Here is a 19,048-nt window from a genome sequence, read left to right as displayed (position 1 = left end):
CACCACCCCCCCGACCTCGGAGGTTCTCGCTACGCGTTGTCCGCCGACTTGAACGGGAAGCCGAGCTGCTTGAGCAGCGCGCGACCCTCGTCGTCGGTCTTCGCGGTGGTCACGACGGTCACGTCGAAGCCGCGGACGCGGTCGATGCGGTCCTGGTCGATCTCGTGGAAGATCGACTGCTCCGTGATGCCGAACGTGTAGTTGCCGTGGCCGTCGAACTGGCGGTCCGACAGACCGCGGAAGTCGCGGATGCGCGGCAGCGCCACCGTGACGAGGCGGTCCAGGAACTCCCAGGCGCGGTCGCCGCGGAGGGTGACGTGAGCGCCGATGGCCTGGCCCTCGCGCAGCTTGAACTGCGCGATGGACTTGCGGGCCTTCGTGACCTGGGGCTTCTGGCCGGTGATGGCCGTGAGGTCCTTGATCGCGCCGTCGATGATCTTGCCGTCGCGAGCAGCCTCGCCGACGCCGGTGTTCACGACCACCTTCACCAGGCCGGGGACCTGGTGGATGTTGCCGAACCCGAACTGCTCCTTGAGCGCCGGGACGATGTCGGCCTGGTACTTGGCCTTGAGCCGCGGCTGAACCTTCGCAGCCTGTGCGGTGGTGTCAGTCATCAGAGTTCCTCACCCGACGCCTTCGCGTAGCGAACGCGAACGGTCTTCGTCACGCCGTCCTTGGTGACGGACACGTTGCGGTGCCCCACCCGGGTCGGCTTCTTGGTCTTCGGGTCGACGAGCGCGATGTTCGAGATGTGGATCGAGGCCTCGACGGTCTCGATTCCACCCTCCTTCGAGCCGCGCTGCGACTGGCCGACGCGGGTGTGCTTCTTGACGAAGTTCACGCCCTCGACGACGACACGGTTCTTCTCGACCAGGACCTCGAGAACCTTGCCCTGCTTGCCGCGGTCTCCGCCGCGGGCCTGGGTAGCGCCCGAGATGACCTGGACGAGGTCACCCTTCTTGATCTTGGCCATGACTAGATAACCTCCGGTGCCAGCGAGACGATCTTCATGAACTTCTTGTCGCGGAGCTCGCGACCGACCGGTCCGAAGATGCGGGTGCCGCGGGGGTCCCCGTCGTTCTTGAGGATGACGGCGGCGTTCTCGTCGAACTTGATGTACGAGCCGTCGGGACGACGGGTCTGCTTGACGGTGCGGACGATGACCGCCTTGACGACGTCGCCCTTCTTGACGTTGCCACCCGGGATCGCGTCCTTGACGGTGGCGACGATGATGTCACCGAGACCGGCGTACCGGCGGCCGGAGCCGCCGAGCACGCGGATGGTGAGGAGTTCCTTGGCGCCGGTGTTGTCGGCGACCTTCACTCGGGATTCTTGCTGAAGCATGTCTCTCTCCTGCTAACTCAAGTAGGCCGCGGCCTACTTGGCCTTCTCGAGGATCTCGACCAGGCGCCAGCGCTTGGTGGCGCTGAGGGGACGGGTCTCGCTGATGACGACGAGGTCGCCGATGCCCGCGGAGTTCAGCTCGTCGTGAACCTTCACCTTGGACGTGCGGCGGATGACCTTGCCGTAGAGCGGGTGCTTCACGCGGTCCTCGACCTCGACGACGATGGTCTTGTCCATCTTGTCGCTGGTGACGTATCCGCGGCGGGTCTTGCGGTATCCGCGAGTGCCCGCCTCCTTGACGTCGTGGGCGGCCGACTCGTGGCCGGCGGTCTCATTGGCCGTTGCCATTACTTGGCCTCCTCATTCGACTCGGTCGCCGCGACCTCGGCCTTGGCGGCCTTCTTGGTGGTCTTCGGCTTCTTCTCCGCCTTGGCCGGGGCCTCGACGGGTGCGGGGGTCGCGCGGATGCCCAGCTCGCGCTCACGGATGACCGTGTAGATGCGGGCGATGTCGCGCTTGACCGCACGCAGGCGGCCGTTGGTGTCGAGCTGTCCGGTGGCCGACTGGAAGCGGAGGTTGAACAGCTCCTCCTTGGCCTTCTTCAGCTCGGTGACGAGACGCTCGTCCTCGAAGGTGTCGAGCTCGGCGGGGGCGAGCTCCTTGATCCGATCGCCATTACGCGTCTCCCTCCTCGCGCTTGATGATGCGTGCCTTCAGGGGCAGCTTGTGGATGGCACGAGTCATAGCTTCGCGAGCGAGCTTCTCCTCGACGCCGGCGACCTCGAAGAGGACCCGACCCGGCTTGACGTTGGCGACCCACCACTCGGGCGAGCCCTTGCCGGAGCCCATGCGGGTCTCGGCGGGCTTCTTGGTCAGCGGGCGGTCGGGGTAGATGTTGATCCACACCTTTCCACCGCGCTTGATGTGACGCGTCATGGCGATACGAGCGGACTCGATCTGACGGTTGGTCACGTAGGCCGGCGTGAGCGCCTGGATACCGAAGTCACCGAACGACACCTTGGTGCCACCGGTGGCCTGGCCCGAACGGCCGGGGTGGTGCTGCTTGCGGTGCTTGACTCGACGGGGAATCAACATGGTTATGCCTCAACTCCTGCTGCGACGGGCGCCTCGCCCTGCTGGCGGGGGGCGCGACGCGGACGGTCGCTGCGCTCGGGGCGCGACGACTTGCTGTTCGCCTGCTCCCGCGCGAGCTCCTTGTTCGTGATGTCGCCCTTGTAGATCCAGACCTTCACGCCGATGCGACCGAAGGTGGTCTTGGCCTCGTAGAAGCCGCAGTCGATGTTCGCGCGGAGGGTGTGCAGCGGCACACGGCCTTCGCGGTAGAACTCCGAGCGGCTCATCTCGGCGCCGCCGAGGCGGCCGGAGACCTGGATGCGGACGCCCTTGGCGCCGGCGCGCTGAGCGCCCTGCAGACCCTTGCGCATCGCGCGGCGGAAGGCCACGCGGGCGGAGAGCTGCTCGGCGATGCCCTGCGCGACGAGCTGGGCCTCGGCCTCGGGGTTCTTGACCTCGAGGATGTTGAGCTGGATCTGCTTGCCGGTGAGCTTCTCGAGGTCGGCGCGGATGCGCTCGGCCTCGGCGCCGCGACGACCGATCACGATGCCCGGACGGGCGGTGTGGATGTCGACGCGGACGCGGTCACGGGTGCGCTCGATCTCGATGCGGGCGACGCCCGCACGGTCGAGCTGCGTGGCGAGCAGGCGGCGGATCTTGACGTCCTCGGCGAGGTAGTCGCTGTACCGCTGGCCCTTCTTGGTGCTGTCGGAGAACCAGCGCGACACGTGGTCGGTGGTGATTCCCAGACGGAAACCGTAGGGGTTTACTTTCTGACCCATTACTTGGTCCCCTCCTCAGGAGTGGCCAGCACGACGGTGATGTGGCTGGTGCGCTTGTTGATGCGGAAGGCACGACCCTGAGCACGGGGCTGGAATCGCTTGAGGGTGGTTCCCTCATCGACGAAGGCGCGGGACACGAACAGGTCCTGGTCGTCGAGGTACTCGTTCGAGGCATCGGCCTTGACGCGAGCGTTGGCCATCGCCGAGGCGACGAGCTTGTAGACGGGCTCGGACGCGCCCTGCGGCGCGAACTTCAGGATGGCCAGTGCCTCCTGAGCCTGCTTCCCGCGGATCAGGTTCACGACACGGCGAGCCTTCTGGGGGGTGACGCGGATGTGTCGCACGCGTGCGATCGACTCCACCATTTCTCTCCTCCTTCTCGTCGCCGCTTAGCGGCGACGGCCCTTCTTGTCGTCCTTCTCGTGACCGCGGAAGGTCCGAGTGGGGGCGAACTCGCCGAGCTTGTGGCCGACCATGGTCTCGGTCACGAACACGGGGATGTGCTTGCGACCGTCGTGGACCGCGATGGTGTGACCCAGCATCGCCGGGATGATCATCGAACGGCGCGACCAGGTCTTGATGACGTTCTTGTTGCCGGCTTCGTTGGCCGTGAACACCTTGCGGAGCAGGTGGTCGTCAACGAAGGGGCCCTTCTTGAGACTGCGAGGCATCTTCTACAACTCCTACTTGCGCTTCTTACCGGCGGTGCGGCGGCGGACGATGAGCTTGTCGCTCTCCTTGTTGGGGCGACGGGTGCGTCCCTCGGACTGTCCCCAGGGGCTGACCGGGTGGCGTCCACCGGAGGTCTTGCCCTCTCCACCACCGTGCGGGTGGTCGACCGGGTTCATCGCGACACCGCGGACGGTCGGGCGGACGCCCTTCCAGCGCATGCGGCCGGCCTTGCCCCAGTTGATGTTCGACTGCTCGGCGTTGCCGACCTCGCCGATCGTGGCGCGGCAGCGCGCGTCGACGTTGCGGATCTCGCCCGACGGCAGGCGGAGCTGCGCGTAGGGGCCGTCCTTGGCGACGAGGCGGACCGAGGTGCCGGCCGAGCGGGCGAGCTTCGCTCCCCCACCGGGCTTGATCTCGATGGCGTGGATGACCGTACCGGTCGGGATGTTGCGCAGCGGCAGGTTGTTGCCGGGCTTGATGTCGGCGCCGGCGCCCGACTCCACGATGTCGCCCTGCGAGAGCTTGTTCGGAGCCAGGATGTAGCGCTTGGTGCCGTCCACGAAGTGGAGAAGCGCGATGCGCGCCGTGCGGTTGGGGTCGTACTCGATGTGAGCGACCTTGGCGTTGACGCCGTCCTTGTCGTTGCGACGGAAGTCGATCAGACGGTACTGGCGCTTGTGGCCACCACCGATGTGACGCGTCGTGATGCGGCCGGAGTTGTTGCGGCCACCGGTCTTGGACAGCGGGCGAAGGAGCGACTTCTCGGGCGTCGAGCGGGTGATCTCGGCGAAGTCGGCAACGCTGGAGCCGCGGCGACCAGGGGTCGTGGGCTTGTACTTACGAATAGCCATTGTCTGTTTCCTCTACGCTTCTTCGGCTCAGCCGACGTTCGTGAAGATGTCGATGGAGCCGGACTTCAGCGTCACGATCGCGCGCTTGGTGTCCTTGCGCTTGCCGGTGCCGAACTTGGTCCGACGGGTCTTGCCCTGGCGGTTCAGCGTGTTGATCGACGCGACCTCGACTCCGAAGATCTTCTCGATGGCGAGCTTGATCTCGGTCTTGTTCGAGCGGGGGTCCACCACGAAGGTGTACTTGCCCTGGTCGATCAGGCCGTAGGACTTCTCCGAGACCACCGGGGAGATGATCACGTCGCGGGGGTCCTTGTTGAACGCGGCGGACTGGCTCATGCGTTCACCTCTTCCTTCTTGGACTCGACGCCGGTCTTGAGGGCGACGAAGCCCTCGAGAGCAGCCTGCGAGAAGACGATGTCGTCCGAGACGAGCACGTCGTACGCGTTGAGCTGGTCGAACGGCAGGATGTGCACGAACGGCACGTTGCGGAGGGAGAGCTCGGCGATGAAGTCGTCGCGCTCGAGGACCACGAGGACGTTCCGCGACACCGAGAGGGCCTCGAGGAGGACGAGGACGTCCTTGGTCTTCGGGGTCTCGCCCAGGGCGAGGGTCTCGACCGCGTGGATGCGGCCGCCGCGGGCCCGGTCGGAGAGAGCACCGAGCAGAGCAGCGGCGATCATCTTCTTGGGGGTGCGCTGCGCGTAGCTGCGGGGGGTCGGTCCGTGGACGACGCCACCACCGGTCATGTGGGGGGCGCGGATCGAGCCCTGACGAGCGCGACCGGTTCCCTTCTGCTTGAACGGCTTGCGGCCGGCTCCGGAGACCTCGCCACGGTTCTTCGTCTTGTGGGTTCCCTGGCGCGCCGCGGCGAGCTGGGCCACGACGACCTGGTGGATGAGGGGGATGTTGGTCTGGACGTCGAACAGCTCGGCGGGCAGCTCGAACGAGCTCGCCTTCTGGCCCTTGACGTCGACGATGTCGATAGAGGTAGCCATGGAACTACGCTCCCTTCACGGCGTTGCGAACGAACACGAGGCGACCGCGCGCACCGGGGACGGCGCCCTTGACGAGCAGCAGGCCCTTCTCGGCGTCGACGGAGTGCACCTTGAGGTTGAGCACGGTGACGCGCTCGCCACCCATGCGACCGGCCATGCGCATGCCCTTGAAGACACGGCTGGGGGTCGAGGAGGCACCGATGGAGCCCGGCTTGCGGTGGTTGCGGTGCGAACCGTGCGAAGCCGAGACGCCCTTGAAGTTGTGACGCTTCATGACACCGGCGAAGCCCTTGCCCTTGCTGGTGCCGACGACGTCGACCTTGGTGCCGGCCTCGAAGACGGCGTCGACGGTCAGCTCCTGGCCGGCCGAGTACTCGGCGGCGTCGGCGGTGCGGACCTCGGTGAGGTGGCGGCGGGGGGTGACTCCCGCGGCGTCGAAGTGACCGGCGGCGGGCTTGCTCACCTTGCGCGGGTCGATGGCGCCGGCGGCGATCTGGACGGCCGAGTAGCCGTCCTTCGCCTCGGTGCGGATCTGGGTCACGACGTTGGGGCTGATCTCGATGACGGTGACCGGGACGAGCTTGTTGTCGGCGTCCCACACCTGGGTCATGCCGAGCTTCGTGCCGAGGAGGCCCTTGGAGGTCTTGGTGGCGACAGACATGTGTTACCCCTCCCCTTAGAGCTTGATCTCGATGTTGACGTCGGCCGGGAGGTCGAGGCGCATCAGCGAGTCGACGGCCTTGGGCGTCGGGTCGATGATGTCGATGAGGCGCTTGTGGGTGCGCATCTCGAAGTGCTCGCGGCTGTCCTTGTACTTGTGGGGAGAACGGATCACGCAGACCACGTTCTTCTCGGTCGGAAGCGGCACCGGGCCGACGACCGTGGCTCCGGCACGGGTGACCGTGTCGACGATCTTGCGCGCCGACGTGTCGATGACCTCGTGGTCGTACGACTTCAGTCGGATGCGGATCTTCTGTCCCGCCATGTGTGATCTCTCACTCTCTTGTTATTGCGTCGTACGCGACGGGCCTGTGGGGCCTCGCCTCGCATTGGACGCGCTCGCGAAGGAACTCCGGCGAACCGGGAGTGCACCGATGTTCTTCTGTCAAAAGCGCCGCACTCGTGGGCGCTCCGATCGGCGTGCAGAACGCACGACGCACGGAGAGCCCGGTGAGATGTCGGTTGTTGTCGTTCTGCTACCCGCCGCCTCGATGTCGCACCGGCTGGGCCGCCCTCTCGGGTCGAGCCTCAGCGATGCCGTCTCGGCACTGCCTGGCAGTGTTCCACCGGCTGCAGCACGCTGCGTCGGCGAAAATTTTGAACTAGAAGAGTCTCCCACAGATGAGCCACCCGTGCAACCCGGGCGTGTCGCGCGTCGGGGGCCTCCACTCCCCCGGGATTCCGGGGCGGCGGGTCACTCGTAGAGGAGGGCCCGGAGGGTCGTCTCGGCCGAGTCCGGGCGGCGGGGATCGATGGTCTCGCCGGCGCGGTAGTGGTCCAGCACCCGCGGATCGACGTAGCTCGCCCGCGCCACGGTGGGGGTGTTGCCGAGGACGTCGGAGGCGTCGCGCATGGCCTGCGCGATCGCCGCGTTGCGGGCGCGCTGGGTCGGCTGCGGGCCGGTCCGCGCCAGGCTCAGCGCGGCCGCCACCGTTCCGTGCAGAGTGCGGAAGTCCTTCGCCGTGAAGTCGTCGCCCGCCTTCTCGCGCACGTAGTCGTTGATCTCCGGCGCCGAGAGGGGATGCCATTCGCGGCCGTCCTTCCAGGCGAGCAGCCGGGCGTTCGGACCGCGTCGCTTGAGGGAGCGGACGACGCTGGAGAGGTCCTTGTCGAGGATCTCGCTCGTCCAGGCCTGGTGGCTCTTGCCCGGGAACGCGAGGGCGACGCGGTCGCCGTGCGTGGTGGCGTGGGAGCAGAGGAGGGTCGAGAGGCCGATGCTCCCGTGCTCCTTCGCGTAGCGCTCGCTGCCGACGCGGAGGGAGCCGGTGTCGAGCATCCGGAACGCCGTCGCGAGGGCGCGCTCCCGGCCGTACCCGTCGCGGCGGAGGTCCATCGTCACGGCTCGGCGCGCACTCGGGAGGGACTCCGCGAGACGGAGCGCCCGATCGAACTTGATCCGGTCCTTCTGCTCGCGCCAAGTCGGGTGGTAGATGTACTGCCGGCGTCCGGCCGCGTCCACGCCCATGGCCTGGATGTGGCCGTTGGGGTACGGAGCGATCCAGACGTCCTTCCAGGCCGGCGGGATGCCGAGTGCGTCGAACCGCGCCCGCAGCTCCGGGTCGGTGACCGTGACGCCCTTGGGGTCGCGGTAGCTGAAGCCGGAGCCGGCACGGACCCGGGTGTATCCGCGACTGCTCGAGTCGGTCCTTCGGAGTCTCTGCGCGCGCGTCTCAGCCATCGGCACGACCCTAGGACGGGGGCACCTCGCTCGGCACCCGCTTGACGGGAGGGTGCCGAGCGGGCCAAGGAGGCCCTACTCGTTGCCGAGGCGCTTGTCGGCCTGGCGCTTGAGGTCCTCGATGCGGTCGTCGTACTTGCCCTTGGTGAGGCGGCTCGCGATGTCGCTCGTCTTCTCGAGGACCTGGTCCGAGACGCGTTCGGCCTTCTCGCTGCGAAGCGCCTCCTGGGCCTTCTGGCTCTGCAGCAGCTCCGCTGCCTGACGTCCGAGCTTCCCGAGATCCACCATGACTTCTCCTTGATCGACGCGCGGCGTTCCGCGCGCGCCCAGTGTGGCGTCCTGTCCTGGACGAACGGTGGGGCGTCAGAGGGCGAGGACCCGGGTCGCCGACTCGACGAGGGCGCCGCCGTAGGAGGGTCCGTGGCCGGCGGCGTGCACCGCGAGCGGATGCAGCTGGTGCAGGGCGACGCGCTGTTCCCAGCCGTCGGCGAGGGCGTGCGACTCGTCGTAGCCCCGGAGGATCTCGTCGAGGTGAGGGGCGCCGAAGAGCGCCAGCATGGCGAGATCGGTCTCGCGGTGGCCACCGTGCGCGGCCGGATCGATCAGCACGGCACCGGAGGCGGACCACAGCACGTTCCCCGTCCACAGATCCCCGTGCAGTCGCGCAGGCCGCTCCGAGCCGTCGAACTCCCCCGCGGCGACGCGGTCGAGCGCCCTCTCGACGGTCTCGGCGCCGGATCGGGAGAGATTCCCCGCCTGGACGGCGACCGGAAGGAACGGGCGGACCCGCTGCTCGGCGTAGAAGCGGCCCCAGGACTCCTCGGCGGTGCAGGGCATCCGGCGCCGGCCGATCCAGGCAGGGCCGTCCCAGCCCTCGGGTGCCGCTCCGAACGCCTCCGCTCCGAGATCGTGCGTCGCCGCGAGCGCACGGCCGAAGTCGGCGGCTGCGGCGGCGGTCGGACGCACCGGCTCGACCGTCGCGAGCTCGATCCGACCGGGCGAGACCGAGAGGACCTCGACGCACCGGGCGCCACCGCGCGGCTCCGCCTCGCTCAGCCAGCGCAGCCCGGCGGCCTCCCACTCGAAGAACTGCGCAGCGGCGGACGGATCGCTCTTGACGAACACCATGCGCTCCACGCTAACCGGCGAGCGGACCTGGGCGGCGGACGATCGACCGCGGGGAACACGGAAGGGGCCGCCCGCACGAAGCGGACGACCCCTCTCGAGAGATCAGCAGGAAGAACCTACTTGACGATCTTGGTGACCGTTCCGGCACCCACGGTGCGTCCACCCTCGCGGATGGCGAAGCCGAGGCCCTCCTCCATGGCGATCGGCTGGATCAGCGCGACCGTCATGTCGGTGGTGTCGCCGGGCATGACCATCTCGGTGCCCTCGGGCAGCGTGATGACGCCGGTGACGTCGGTGGTGCGGAAGTAGAACTGCGGGCGGTAGTTCGCGTAGAACGGGTTGTGACGCCCACCCTCATCCTTGGACAGGATGTACGCGGTGCCCTCGAAGTCGGTGTGCGGCGTGACCGAACCCGGCTTGACGACGACCTGGCCGCGCTCGACGTCCTCGCGCTTGGTGCCGCGGAGGAGCAGACCGCAGTTCTCGCCAGCCCAGGCCTCGTCGAGCTGCTTGTGGAACATCTCGATTCCGGTGACCGTGGTCTTCTGCGTCGGGCGGATGCCGACGATCTCGACCTCGGAGTTCAGAGCGAGGGTTCCACGCTCCGCACGGCCGGTGACGACGGTTCCACGACCGGTGATCGTGAAGACGTCCTCGATCGGCATGAGGAACGGCTTGTCCTTGTCGCGGATCGGGTCCGGGATGGACTCGTCGACGGCGTCCATGAGGTCGATGATCGACTGGGTCCAGGCCTCGTCGCCCTCGAGGGCCTTGAGACCGGAGACGCGCACGACGGGGGCGTCGTCGCCGGGGAAGCCCTGCGACGAGAGCAGCTCGCGGACCTCGAGCTCGACGAGCTCCAGGATCTCCTCGTCGTCCACCATGTCGGCCTTGTTCAGGGCGACGAGGAGGTAGGGGACGCCGACCTGCTTGGCGAGGAGGACGTGCTCACGGGTCTGAGCCATGGGGCCGTCGGTGGCGGCGACCACGAGGATCGCGCCGTCCATCTGCGCCGCGCCGGTGATCATGTTCTTGATGTAGTCGGCGTGACCCGGGGCGTCGACGTGCGCGTAGTGGCGCTTCGGCGTCTCGTACTCGACGTGCGAGATGTTGATCGTGATGCCGCGCTGGCGCTCCTCGGGAGCGGAGTCGATCGACGCGAAGTCGCGCTGAACATTGGTCGCGGACGGGAACTTGTCAGCGAGAACCTTGGAGATCGCCGCGGTCAGCGTGGTCTTTCCGTGGTCGACGTGACCGATGGTTCCGATGTTGACGTGCGGCTTGGTCCGCTCGAACTTGGCCTTAGCCACTGTGGGTCCTCCTCAGGACTTAGGTGCAAGCATCCGCATCCGACGCCGCACGGGGCGGCACGAGGACATGAGGGCTTGCGGGGGTTTTGTGTACTTATGTTACCGGCAGAGGTCGTGCGGGTTTCCACGCGCGTAGGCGGCAGCAAACCCGCACGACACTACCAGTCCCCCGCCGTCCGGTCGAGCGGCGGGGGGAAGGGGCGGAGTTACTCGCCCTTGTTCTTCTGGACGATCTCCTCGGCGACGGCCTTGGGGACCTCGCTGTAGGTCTCGAACGTCATCGAGTAGACGGCACGGCCCGAGGTCTTCGAGCGCAGGTCGCCGATGTAGCCGAACATCTCGGACAGCGGCACGTTCGCGCGGATGACCTTGATACCGGTGGCGTCCTCCATCGACTGGATCATGCCGCGGCGGGAGTTCAGGTCGCCGATGACGTCGCCCATGTACTCCTCGGGGGTGCGGACCTCGACGGCCATCAGCGGCTCGAGGAGGACCGGCTGCGCCTTGCGCGAGGCCTCCTTGAACGCGATCGAGCCGGCGATCTTGAACGCCATCTCGGAGGAGTCGACGTCGTGCGCCGCTCCGTCGACCAGGGTCGCCTTCACGCCGACCATGGGGTAGCCGGCGAGGACGCCGACCTGCATGGCGTCGCGGATGCCCGCATCGACCGAGGGGATGTACTCGCGGGGGACGCGTCCACCGGAGACGCCGTTGACGAACTCGTAGGTCTTGTCGGCCTCGACCTCCATCGGCTCGATGGTGATCTGGACCTTCGCGAACTGACCCGACCCACCCGTCTGCTTCTTGTGGGTGTAGTCGTACTTCTCGACGGTGCGGCGGATCGTCTCGCGGTAGGCCACCTGCGGCTTGCCGACGTTGGCCTCGACGTTGAACTCGCGCTTCATGCGGTCCACCAGGATGTCGAGGTGCAGCTCGCCCATTCCCTTGATGACCGTCTGACCGGTCTCCTGGTTCTGCTCGGTGCGGAAGGTGGGGTCCTCCTCCGCGAGCTTCTGGATCGCGGTGCCGAGCTTCTCCTGGTCGGCCTTCGTCTTGGGCTCGATGGCGACCTCGATGACGGGCTCGGGGAAGGTCATCGACTCGAGGACGACCTGGGCCTGCGGGTCGCTCAGGGTGTCACCGGTGGTGGTGTCCTTGAGGCCGATGACCGCGTAGATGTGGCCGGCGGTGACCGAGTCGACCGGGTTCTCCTTGTTGGAGTGCATCTGGAAGATCTTGCCGATGCGCTCCTTCTTGCCCTTGGTCGAGTTGATGACCTGGGCGCCGGAGTCGAGCTTGCCCGAGTACACGCGGACGTAGGTCAGGCGACCGAAGAACGGGTGCACCGCGACCTTGAACGCGAGCGCCGAGAAGGGCTCGGTCGAGTCGGCGTGCCGCATGATGACCTTCTCCTCGTCGCGGACGTCGTGGGCCTCGATGGCCGGGACGTCGAGCGGGGAGGGGAGGTAGTCGACGACCGCGTCGAGCATCGGCTGCACGCCGCGGTTCTTGAACGCGGAGCCGCAGAGCACGGGGTAGATGTCGGAGTTGACGGTCAGCTTGCGGATCGCGGCCTTGATCTCGGCCACGGTCAGCTCCTCGCCGCCGAAGTACTTCTCGAGCAGCTCGTCCGAGGTCTCGGCGACGGTCTCGAGCAGCTTCTGGCGGTACTCGGCGGCCTTGTCGGCGAGGTCGGCCGGGATCTCCTCGATCTCGTACTTCGCACCGAGCTGGACGTCTCCCTTGGAGTCGCCGCGCCACGTGAGCGCGCGCATCTCGACCAGGTCGATGACGCCCTCGAACGACGACTCCGCGCCGATCGGCAGCTGGATGACCAGCGGCTTCGCGCCGAGGCGGTTGATGATCGTGTCGACCGTGTAGTAGAAGTCGGCGCCGAGCTTGTCCATCTTGTTGACGAAGCAGATGCGCGGGACGTCGTACTTGTCGGCCTGGCGCCAGACGGTCTCGGACTGGGGCTCGACGCCCTCCTTGCCGTCGAACACCGCGACGGCGCCGTCGAGGACGCGGAGCGAGCGCTCCACCTCGACGGTGAAGTCGACGTGACCCGGGGTGTCGATGATGTTGATCTGGTTCTTGTTCCAGAAGCACGTCGTCGCGGCGGACGTGATCGTGATGCCGCGCTCCTGCTCCTGCGCCATCCAGTCCATCGTGGCGGCGCCGTCGTGCACCTCACCGATCTTGTGCGTGATACCCGTGTAGAACAGGATGCGCTCGGTCGTGGTGGTCTTGCCGGCATCGATGTGGGCCATGATGCCGATGTTGCGGACCTTGTTCAGGTCGGTGAGCACATCTTGTGCCACGGAGTTCCTCCGATTGGTGATGGAGCCAGCGCAACGGGCTCATGGCCGATCGGCTGGGGTTCTGGTGGGACTGTCGCCCGACCGCGGGGATCGGGGATCGGCCGCCGGGCCGGGCCCGCAGCACTGACGCTGCGGGCCCGGGGGTCGCGGCCGCTCGGGAGCGGCCGCGGGACGCGCTACCAGCGGTAGTGCGCGAAGGCCTTGTTCGACTCGGCCATCTTGTGGGTGTCCTCGCGACGCTTCACAGCGGCGCCGAGTCCGTTCGACGCGTCGAGGATCTCGTTCATGAGACGCTCGGTCATCGTCTTCTCGCGACGGGCCTTCGCGTAGCTGGTGAGCCAGCGGAGGGCGAGGGTGTTGGCGCGGTGCGGCTTGACCTCGACCGGGACCTGGTAGGTCGAGCCGCCGACGCGGCGGCTGCGGACCTCGAGGGTCGGTCGGACGTTGTCGAGCGCCTTCTTGAGCGTGACGACGGCGTCCTGGCCGTTCTTGGTGGACACGCCCTCGAGCGCGCCGTAGACGATGCGCTCGGCGAGACCCTTCTTGCCGTCCAGGAGGATCTTGTTCACGAGCTGGCTGACGACCGGTGCGCCGTAGACGGGGTCTGCGACGACGGGGCGCTTGGGAGCGGGGCCCTTACGAGGCATTACTTCTTCTCCATCTTCGCGCCGTACCGGCTGCGAGCCTGCTTGCGGTTCTTGACGGCCTGGGTGTCCAGGGCGCCGCGAACGATCTTGTAGCGGACACCGGGGAGGTCCTTCACACGACCGCCGCGCACGAGCACCATCGAGTGCTCCTGCAGGTTGTGGCCCTCACCGGGGATGTAGGCGGTGACCTCGGTGCCGTTGGAGAGCTTCACGCGGGCCACCTTGCGGAGGGCCGAGTTCGGCTTCTTGGGCGTGGTCGTGTACACGCGGGTGCACACGCCGCGCTGCTGGGGGTTGGCCTTCAGGGCGGGCGCCTTGGTCTTGGTGACCTTCGGCGTGCGTCCCTTCCGGACCAACTGCTGAATCGTTGGCACTGATCTGCTCCTTGAATGCTGCACGGTGACAGCGGATCGATGGTCGACATTCGGCCTGTCCGTCGCCGGACGCGGCCGAGTTCATCTGGACCCGACGCACCCCGGTGCACCGGCGAGCGGGGCAGCGGGGAGGAGGACGGGTATGCCGTGGGGGCCGCCCGATCGGACGAACCCGCGGACCCTTGCGGACCCGGTGGAGCGAAGCGCGGCGCCCGGCGGGCCCGGAGGCACGACAGGAGCGCACGCCAAAGCGCACACCCAAAGAATATTACGGGGAGTGACGGGGCCGGTCAACCGGACGGCGTCCGCTCCCAGCGAGCAGGAGGGAGCTGCGACGGTCGGAGGGACCGCCCGTGCACCTCACTCCCCGCTCGTCGCCCTCCCAGCCCCAGTGCGGGCGCTGCCCGCCGGCGTCGCGGCGCAGCAGCAGGAGCAGGAACACCACGTGCACCGCTGCAGCGAGGACTCCGGTCGCGATCGCGAACGCGGTGCCCGCGTGCTCGAGCGCGTAGCCGAGGATCTCCCCCGGCTCCTGCCGGCCGAGACCGTAGAGAGCGCCGCCCACGAGCAGGAACAGCAGGTACGCGACGAGCCCGGCGAGCAGCGACGGCCCGACGATGCGGGTGACGGACGGGCGCGCCGCGAGGGTGATCATCGAGAGCAGGACCGCCAGGACGCAGGCGGCCACGGACACCGGTCCGAGCAGCGGTCCGGCGTCGCGCTCGGGCACGACGTCCTGATCCAGCAGGAGGCTCAGCACGCCGAACGCGCAGACCACGAGCGCGAGGTAGAGGAAGGCGGCGAACGCGGCGAGGGCGATCCCGTAGCCCAGGCCCGCTCCCCGGCCCTCCTCCCCCGGCGCGCTCACGAGCGCGCGGCGGCTTCCCGCTCGGCGTTGCGGCGCTTCACTCCGCGGGCGCGCCCGGCGATCAGCGCGCCGCCCCAGACGCTCACCTCGCGGGCGAGGACCGCGGCGGCGAGGACGCTCGCGAGCACGACCGGATCGCGGAGGAACTCGACGAGCACAACGCGGTCGGAGGGGAGCGCCGCGCCTCCCACGCTGTACCAGGCGCCGGCGAGCGCGGCCGCTCCGGCGAGGACGGCGACGAAGAAGCCGCCGAGGACGTACGCCCACCACCCCGCGCGGTTCACGGCGAGGACGATCAGGGCGAGGCCCGCGAAGAAGACCGCGACGGGGGCGAGGAAGGCCGGGCTGGGCGCCTCCGCGAGCGCGACGGCGAGCGGGTCGCCGGGCACCGCGTCCACGACGATCCGGATCGCGGTGATCGCCGCGAGCAGCAGGGCGGCGTAGACGGCCGTCGTCAGCAGCGCGATCGCGAGCCCCGCGAGGCGGTTCCCCCTGCGGGCGGGCGGTGCGGGGTCTGGCTCGACCGAGCCCAGCGGTGACGGATCGGCAGCAGCAGCGGGTACCGCGGTGCTGGACCCCGTCGGCGGCTCGGGCCACACGTACTCGCGCGTCGGCTGGGGGCCGGTCGCGGTGCCGGACCCCTCGGTCGCGGACGGCATCCGCTCGGTCTCGGCGTCGCTTCTCCCAGTCACCCGGTCAGGATAGGCACGGAGGACTCCGGCGGCGGTCAGGCGCGCGGTCACCCGCAGAAGGGTGCCACTCGGAGTGGCTTCCCAGGCTGCTCGGCCGCAGGAGCCTCACTCCAGGGGGTTCAGGAGGCGGTGCAGGAACTGCCGGGTGCGCGGCTCGTGCGGATCGCGCAGCAGCTCGGCCGGCACGCCCCGCTCGACGACGACGCCGTCGGCCATGAAGACGACCTCGGAGGCGACGCGGCGCGCGAACTCGAGCTCGTGGGTGACGACGAGCATCGTCCAGCCCTCGGCCGCCAGCTCGCGCATGAGCGAGAGCACCTCGCCCACCAGCTCCGGATCCAGCGCGGAGGTGGGCTCGTCGAACAGCAGCAGCTCGGGGCGCAGCGCGAGCGCGCGCACGATGCCCACCCGCTGCTGCTGGCCGCCGGAGAGCTCGAAGGGGTACGCGCCGCCCCGGCCGCCGAGACCGACGCGCTCGAGCAGCGCCTCCGCCTCCGGCACCACCTCGGCCGCGGGGCGGCGCTGCACGCGCAGCGGCCCCTCCGTGACGTTCTCGAGCACCGTGAGGTGGGGGAAGAGGTTGAAGTGCTGGAAGACCATCGCCGAGCGGTCGCGCAGCGCCGTGAGCGGGCGCCTGCCCACGCCGGCGGCGAAGTCGAGAGCGGTGCCGTCCGAGAGGACGACGACGCCCGCATCCGGGACCTCGAGGCTGTTGAGCGAGCGCAGCACGGTGGTCTTGCCGGAGCCGGAGGGGCCGATCAGCGCGATCACCTCTCCGCGGCGGATCTCGAGATCGATCCCGCGGAGCACCTCGACCGAGCCGAACGACTTGCGGAGGCCGCGGACGGAGAGCACGGGCCGGGCGTCCTGGGCGGCGTCAGCGGGCGACATAGCGGTCCAATCGCTTCTCGAGGAGGCTCTGCCCGCTCGAGAGGACGAGGCAGATGAGCCAGTAGATCAGGGCGGCCTCGAGGTAGAGGAGCATGAACTCGCTCGAGGCGGTGGCGATCTTCTGCGCCTGGCGGAAGAGCTCGGTGACGAGGATCAGGGACGCGAGCGACGTGTCCTTCACCAGGGAGATGAAGGTGTTCGACAGCGGCGGGACGGAGACCCGGGCGGCCTGTGGCAGGATGATGCGCCGCAGGGCGAGCCCGCGACCCATCCCGATCGTGTGCGCCGCCTCCCACTGCCCCTTCGGCACGCTGAGGATCGCGGCGCGGATGACCTCGGCCGCGTAGCCGCCGACGTTGAGCGCGAAGGCGATGATGGCGCTGGGCCACGGATCGATCCTGATCCCCAGGCTCGGCAGCCCGTAGAAGATCACGAAGAGCTGCACCAGGAGCGGCGTGCCCCGGATGACGGAGATGTAGACGCGGGCGATCCAGGCCAGGACGCGCACTTTGGAGAGCCGCATGAGCGCGACGCCGAGGGCGAGGACGAGTCCCAGCGCGAAGCTCGCGAGCGCCAGCGGGATGGTGCCGACGAGACCGCCCGACAGGATCGGCCAGAACGATCGGAGCACCAGGTCGATGTCCATGTCGTCTCCTCTCGACGGGGGTGGCGGAGCGCGGGCCGCTCCCCGGAATGCTGTCACGCCCGAGGCGTCGACGCGCGAGGTTGCCACGGAGGCCCGGGCGTGGGAGGCCCGGGAACGGCAGGAGGCCCGGGAACGGCAGGAGGGAGCCGGCCGCGCCGACTCCCTCCGATCCGGCTACTCGGAGACGTCGGCCCCGAAGTAGCGCTCGGAGATCTCGGCGAGGGTGCCGTCGGCGCGCAGCTCGCCCAGCGCCTCGTCGACCGCGGTCACGAGGTCGTCGGAGCCCTTCGGGAAGGTGAACGCGCTCTCGGAGCTGTCGTCCGTGGTCACCGCGACCTTGAGGCCGGCGGCCTGGTCCGGGAAGTTCGTCGACCAGTCGAGCCACGTGAGGCGGTCGTTGATGGTCGCGTCGACGCGGCCCTGCTCGACGAGGGCCACGGCCTGCGCCCAGCCCTCGACGCCCTCGACCTGCGCGCCGGCGTCCTGGGCCAGCTCGTACCAGTTGCTCGAGAGCGACTGGGCCGTGGTCTTGCCCTCGAGGGACTGGAGCGAGGTGATCTCGGTGTCGGAGGTCGGGACGACGACGACTCCTGGGCTCACGGCGTAGGGCTCGGAGAAGTCGTAGCGGGCGCTGCGCTCGTCGTTGATCGAGACCTGGTTGGCGATGACGTCGAAGCGCCCGCCGTCCAGACCCGCGAACATGGCGTCCCACTGGGTCTCCTCGAACTCGGGCTCGACGCCCAGCTTCTCGGCGACGGCGGTGATGATCTCGACGTCGTAGCCGGTGAGCTCCCCGGTGCCGCCGTCGGCGTGGAAGGAGAAGGGCTGGTAGGTGCCCTCGGTGCCGATCGTCAGCACACCGGCGTCCTGCACCTCGGCGAGCGTCAGGCCCGAGTTCGCGGCCGTCGTGCCCTCGTCGGTCGATCCGGAGACCGCGTCGTCGGTGGATGCGGGAGCGCATCCGGCGAGGACGAGGGCGGTGGCGGCTGCGGCGGTGCCGAGCAGGACGCGCAGGGAGGTGCGGGCGGGGAGGTGCGTCACGGTGGGTGTCCTTCGATGCTTCACGTTGTCGTCGCGCCGGTTCTCGGCGGGGGTGCCGGGCGGAGCGGGGGCTCCGCCGAGCGGACGGCGCGGACTCGGTCCGCGGGCGCCCGGAGTGACCATAACCACCGGGAGGGGGCGGCCTATTCCCCGATGACCCCGGATGACGGCGCGAGAGCGGCGAGGAACTCCTCGGCGCCGGCCACCTCGTCGGAGGTCAGGCCCTCCGCCGCCTCCGGGCGGACGAGGTGGAACGGGGTGTCCTGCTCCCCCGCCCAGGCGTAGGCGTCCTCCCGCAGGTTGTCGTCGATCCAGACGACCGCGTCGATCGCCTGCCGATCGCGCGCCTGCTCGAGCCAGGCGGCGACGGGCTGGAGCTTGCCCGTCTGCCCGGGGAAGCGCGGATCGCGCGGCAGACCGCCGCGGAAGACGATCGCCTCGGTCCCCTCCGGAAGTCGCAGATCGCGGGCGAGGACCGAGGTGAGCTCGGGCGGCCAGGTCGTCGCCCAGACGATCGTGCCGATCGCGGCGAGACGGGCGACGAGGGCGGCGCGATCCTGGTCGAGGACGAGCCGGTGCCCGCCCGCCGCTCGATCGCTGACGACGGAGGGGTTCAGGACGCCGTCGACGTCCAGGAGGATGAGGGCGGCCATGGCTGCCACCGTAGCCGCGCCGACCCGGGCGCGCGGGACGCGCGCTAGCGTGGCGGGATGCCTCCCTCCGCTCGTCTGCCCGGCGGCCGGACCGTCTCGCTCGAGCCGGACGCCGTCCGCCCGGACTCGCTGGTGCTGAGGATCGACGGGTCGGAGCAGTCGCTCATCGATCCCGCGGATCCGGGGGCGCTGGATCTGGAGTACACCGCCCGGCTCGGGGCGGTCGTGGACGCCCTCGCGCCGGCCGCGCAGCCGGTCCGCGTGCTGCACCTGGGCGCCGGGGCGCTGTCGCTCGCCCGCTACACGGCGTCGTCACGGCCGGGATCCGAGCAGACCGTCGTCGAGCTGGAGGAGGGACTGG

At 69.0% G+C, this 19,048-nt stretch carries 26 protein-coding genes and 1 pseudogene; all 27 read right to left on the bottom strand.

The genetic code is table 11. The features are described from left to right. Positions 1-29: 29 nt before the first annotated feature. Entirely contained in the window at positions 30-614 is a 585-nt protein-coding gene (gene rplE / locus AC0CID_RS18210) for a 50S ribosomal protein L5 (RefSeq protein ID WP_207403176.1), read from the bottom strand. Further along, entirely contained in the window at positions 614-973 is a 360-nt protein-coding gene (rplX, locus tag AC0CID_RS18205) for a 50S ribosomal protein L24 (protein WP_207403177.1), read from the bottom strand. Before rplX ends, rplE begins: the two co-directional genes overlap by 1 nt. Positions 974-975: 2 nt before the next feature. Beyond that, complete coding sequence (rplN, locus tag AC0CID_RS18200; RefSeq protein WP_055787095.1) at positions 976-1,344, bottom strand: 50S ribosomal protein L14; 369 nt, start codon at positions 1,342-1,344, stop codon at positions 976-978. 33 nt (positions 1,345-1,377) lie between these two features. Then, entirely contained in the window at positions 1,378-1,692 is a 315-nt protein-coding gene (gene rpsQ, locus AC0CID_RS18195) for a 30S ribosomal protein S17 (protein WP_207403178.1), read from the bottom strand. Then, positions 1,692-2,020: pseudogene (gene rpmC, locus AC0CID_RS18190) on the bottom strand (50S ribosomal protein L29). Before rpmC ends, rpsQ begins: the two are co-directional and overlap by 1 nt. Continuing rightward, a complete protein-coding gene (rplP, locus tag AC0CID_RS18185) occupies positions 2,020-2,439 on the bottom strand; it encodes a 50S ribosomal protein L16 (RefSeq protein ID WP_055787085.1) in 420 nt (139 codons plus the stop codon). The pseudogene rpmC and the gene rplP overlap by 1 nt, the downstream one beginning before the upstream one ends. Positions 2,440-2,441: 2 nt before the next feature. Continuing rightward, entirely contained in the window at positions 2,442-3,200 is a 759-nt protein-coding gene (gene rpsC, locus AC0CID_RS18180) for a 30S ribosomal protein S3 (RefSeq protein WP_465227904.1), read from the bottom strand. Beyond that, positions 3,200-3,565: a 50S ribosomal protein L22 gene (gene rplV, locus AC0CID_RS18175; RefSeq protein WP_082480979.1), complete on the bottom strand. Its 366-nt coding sequence runs from the start codon at positions 3,563-3,565 to the stop codon at positions 3,200-3,202. The genes rpsC and rplV overlap by 1 nt, the downstream gene beginning before the upstream one ends. Positions 3,566-3,589: 24 nt before the next feature. Beyond that, entirely contained in the window at positions 3,590-3,871 is a 282-nt protein-coding gene (gene rpsS, locus AC0CID_RS18170) for a 30S ribosomal protein S19 (protein ID WP_055787078.1), read from the bottom strand. Positions 3,872-3,883: 12 nt separating this feature from the next. After that, positions 3,884-4,723 (bottom strand): 50S ribosomal protein L2, encoded by an 840-nt coding sequence (gene rplB, locus AC0CID_RS18165; RefSeq protein ID WP_055787074.1) that lies wholly within the window; start codon positions 4,721-4,723, stop codon positions 3,884-3,886. 27 nt (positions 4,724-4,750) lie between these two features. Next, positions 4,751-5,059 carry a 50S ribosomal protein L23 gene (rplW, locus tag AC0CID_RS18160; RefSeq protein WP_055787071.1) on the bottom strand — a complete coding sequence of 103 codons (309 nt, stop codon included), beginning with the start codon at positions 5,057-5,059 and terminating at the stop codon, positions 4,751-4,753. Continuing rightward, positions 5,056-5,718, bottom strand: coding sequence for a 50S ribosomal protein L4 (gene rplD, locus AC0CID_RS18155; protein WP_207403179.1), 663 nt, complete (start codon positions 5,716-5,718; stop codon positions 5,056-5,058). Before rplD ends, rplW begins: the two co-directional genes overlap by 4 nt. A gap of 4 nt (positions 5,719-5,722) precedes the next feature. Beyond that, entirely contained in the window at positions 5,723-6,379 is a 657-nt protein-coding gene (gene rplC / locus AC0CID_RS18150; RefSeq protein WP_207403180.1) for a 50S ribosomal protein L3, read from the bottom strand. Between the two features lie 15 nt (positions 6,380-6,394). Further along, a complete protein-coding gene (gene rpsJ / locus AC0CID_RS18145) occupies positions 6,395-6,703 on the bottom strand; it encodes a 30S ribosomal protein S10 (RefSeq protein WP_005050520.1) in 309 nt (102 codons plus the stop codon). A 429-nt stretch (positions 6,704-7,132) separates the two neighbouring features. Next, complete coding sequence (locus tag AC0CID_RS18140; protein WP_465227903.1) at positions 7,133-8,116, bottom strand: DNA topoisomerase IB; 984 nt, start codon at positions 8,114-8,116, stop codon at positions 7,133-7,135. Between the two features lie 75 nt (positions 8,117-8,191). After that, positions 8,192-8,404: an Rv0909 family putative TA system antitoxin gene (locus AC0CID_RS18135; RefSeq protein WP_372490700.1), complete on the bottom strand. Its 213-nt coding sequence runs from the start codon at positions 8,402-8,404 to the stop codon at positions 8,192-8,194. Between the two features lie 75 nt (positions 8,405-8,479). Further along, positions 8,480-9,244, bottom strand: a complete 765-nt coding sequence (locus AC0CID_RS18130) for a fructosamine kinase family protein (protein ID WP_465227902.1) — start codon at positions 9,242-9,244, stop codon at positions 8,480-8,482. A 116-nt stretch (positions 9,245-9,360) separates the two neighbouring features. Then, positions 9,361-10,554, bottom strand: coding sequence for an elongation factor Tu (gene tuf, locus AC0CID_RS18125; RefSeq protein ID WP_055787051.1), 1,194 nt, complete (start codon positions 10,552-10,554; stop codon positions 9,361-9,363). Positions 10,555-10,760: 206 nt separating this feature from the next. Further along, positions 10,761-12,875, bottom strand: a complete 2,115-nt coding sequence (fusA, locus tag AC0CID_RS18120) for an elongation factor G (protein ID WP_207403183.1) — start codon at positions 12,873-12,875, stop codon at positions 10,761-10,763. A gap of 176 nt (positions 12,876-13,051) precedes the next feature. After that, entirely contained in the window at positions 13,052-13,522 is a 471-nt protein-coding gene (rpsG, locus tag AC0CID_RS18115; RefSeq protein WP_056037355.1) for a 30S ribosomal protein S7, read from the bottom strand. Continuing rightward, the gene (gene rpsL, locus AC0CID_RS18110) at positions 13,522-13,896 is read right to left on the bottom strand and encodes a 30S ribosomal protein S12 (protein ID WP_011186743.1); all 375 of its coding nucleotides are present in this window, start codon (positions 13,894-13,896) and stop codon (positions 13,522-13,524) included. Before rpsL ends, rpsG begins: the two co-directional genes overlap by 1 nt. Before the next feature lie 268 nt (positions 13,897-14,164). Then, positions 14,165-14,764, bottom strand: a complete 600-nt coding sequence (locus tag AC0CID_RS18105; RefSeq protein WP_465227901.1) for a DUF6121 family protein — start codon at positions 14,762-14,764, stop codon at positions 14,165-14,167. Continuing rightward, complete coding sequence (locus tag AC0CID_RS18100) at positions 14,761-15,456, bottom strand: hypothetical protein (protein ID WP_465227900.1); 696 nt, start codon at positions 15,454-15,456, stop codon at positions 14,761-14,763. Before AC0CID_RS18100 ends, AC0CID_RS18105 begins: the two co-directional genes overlap by 4 nt. A gap of 105 nt (positions 15,457-15,561) precedes the next feature. Further along, the gene (locus tag AC0CID_RS18095) at positions 15,562-16,347 is read right to left on the bottom strand and encodes an amino acid ABC transporter ATP-binding protein (protein WP_465227899.1); all 786 of its coding nucleotides are present in this window, start codon (positions 16,345-16,347) and stop codon (positions 15,562-15,564) included. Next, complete coding sequence (locus AC0CID_RS18090; RefSeq protein WP_465227898.1) at positions 16,334-16,993, bottom strand: amino acid ABC transporter permease; 660 nt, start codon at positions 16,991-16,993, stop codon at positions 16,334-16,336. Before AC0CID_RS18090 ends, AC0CID_RS18095 begins: the two co-directional genes overlap by 14 nt. 174 nt (positions 16,994-17,167) lie before the next feature. Beyond that, entirely contained in the window at positions 17,168-18,034 is an 867-nt protein-coding gene (locus AC0CID_RS18085; RefSeq protein ID WP_465227897.1) for an amino acid ABC transporter substrate-binding protein, read from the bottom strand. Positions 18,035-18,177: 143 nt separating this feature from the next. Next, complete coding sequence (locus AC0CID_RS18080) at positions 18,178-18,687, bottom strand: HAD domain-containing protein (RefSeq protein ID WP_465227896.1); 510 nt, start codon at positions 18,685-18,687, stop codon at positions 18,178-18,180. Positions 18,688-19,048 lie beyond the last annotated feature (361 nt).

It is taken from the genome of Rathayibacter sp. AC451, from assembly GCF_979253095.1.
Note: the sequence above shows the minus strand (reverse complement) of the source record. Positions and strands in the feature narration are given on the sequence as shown.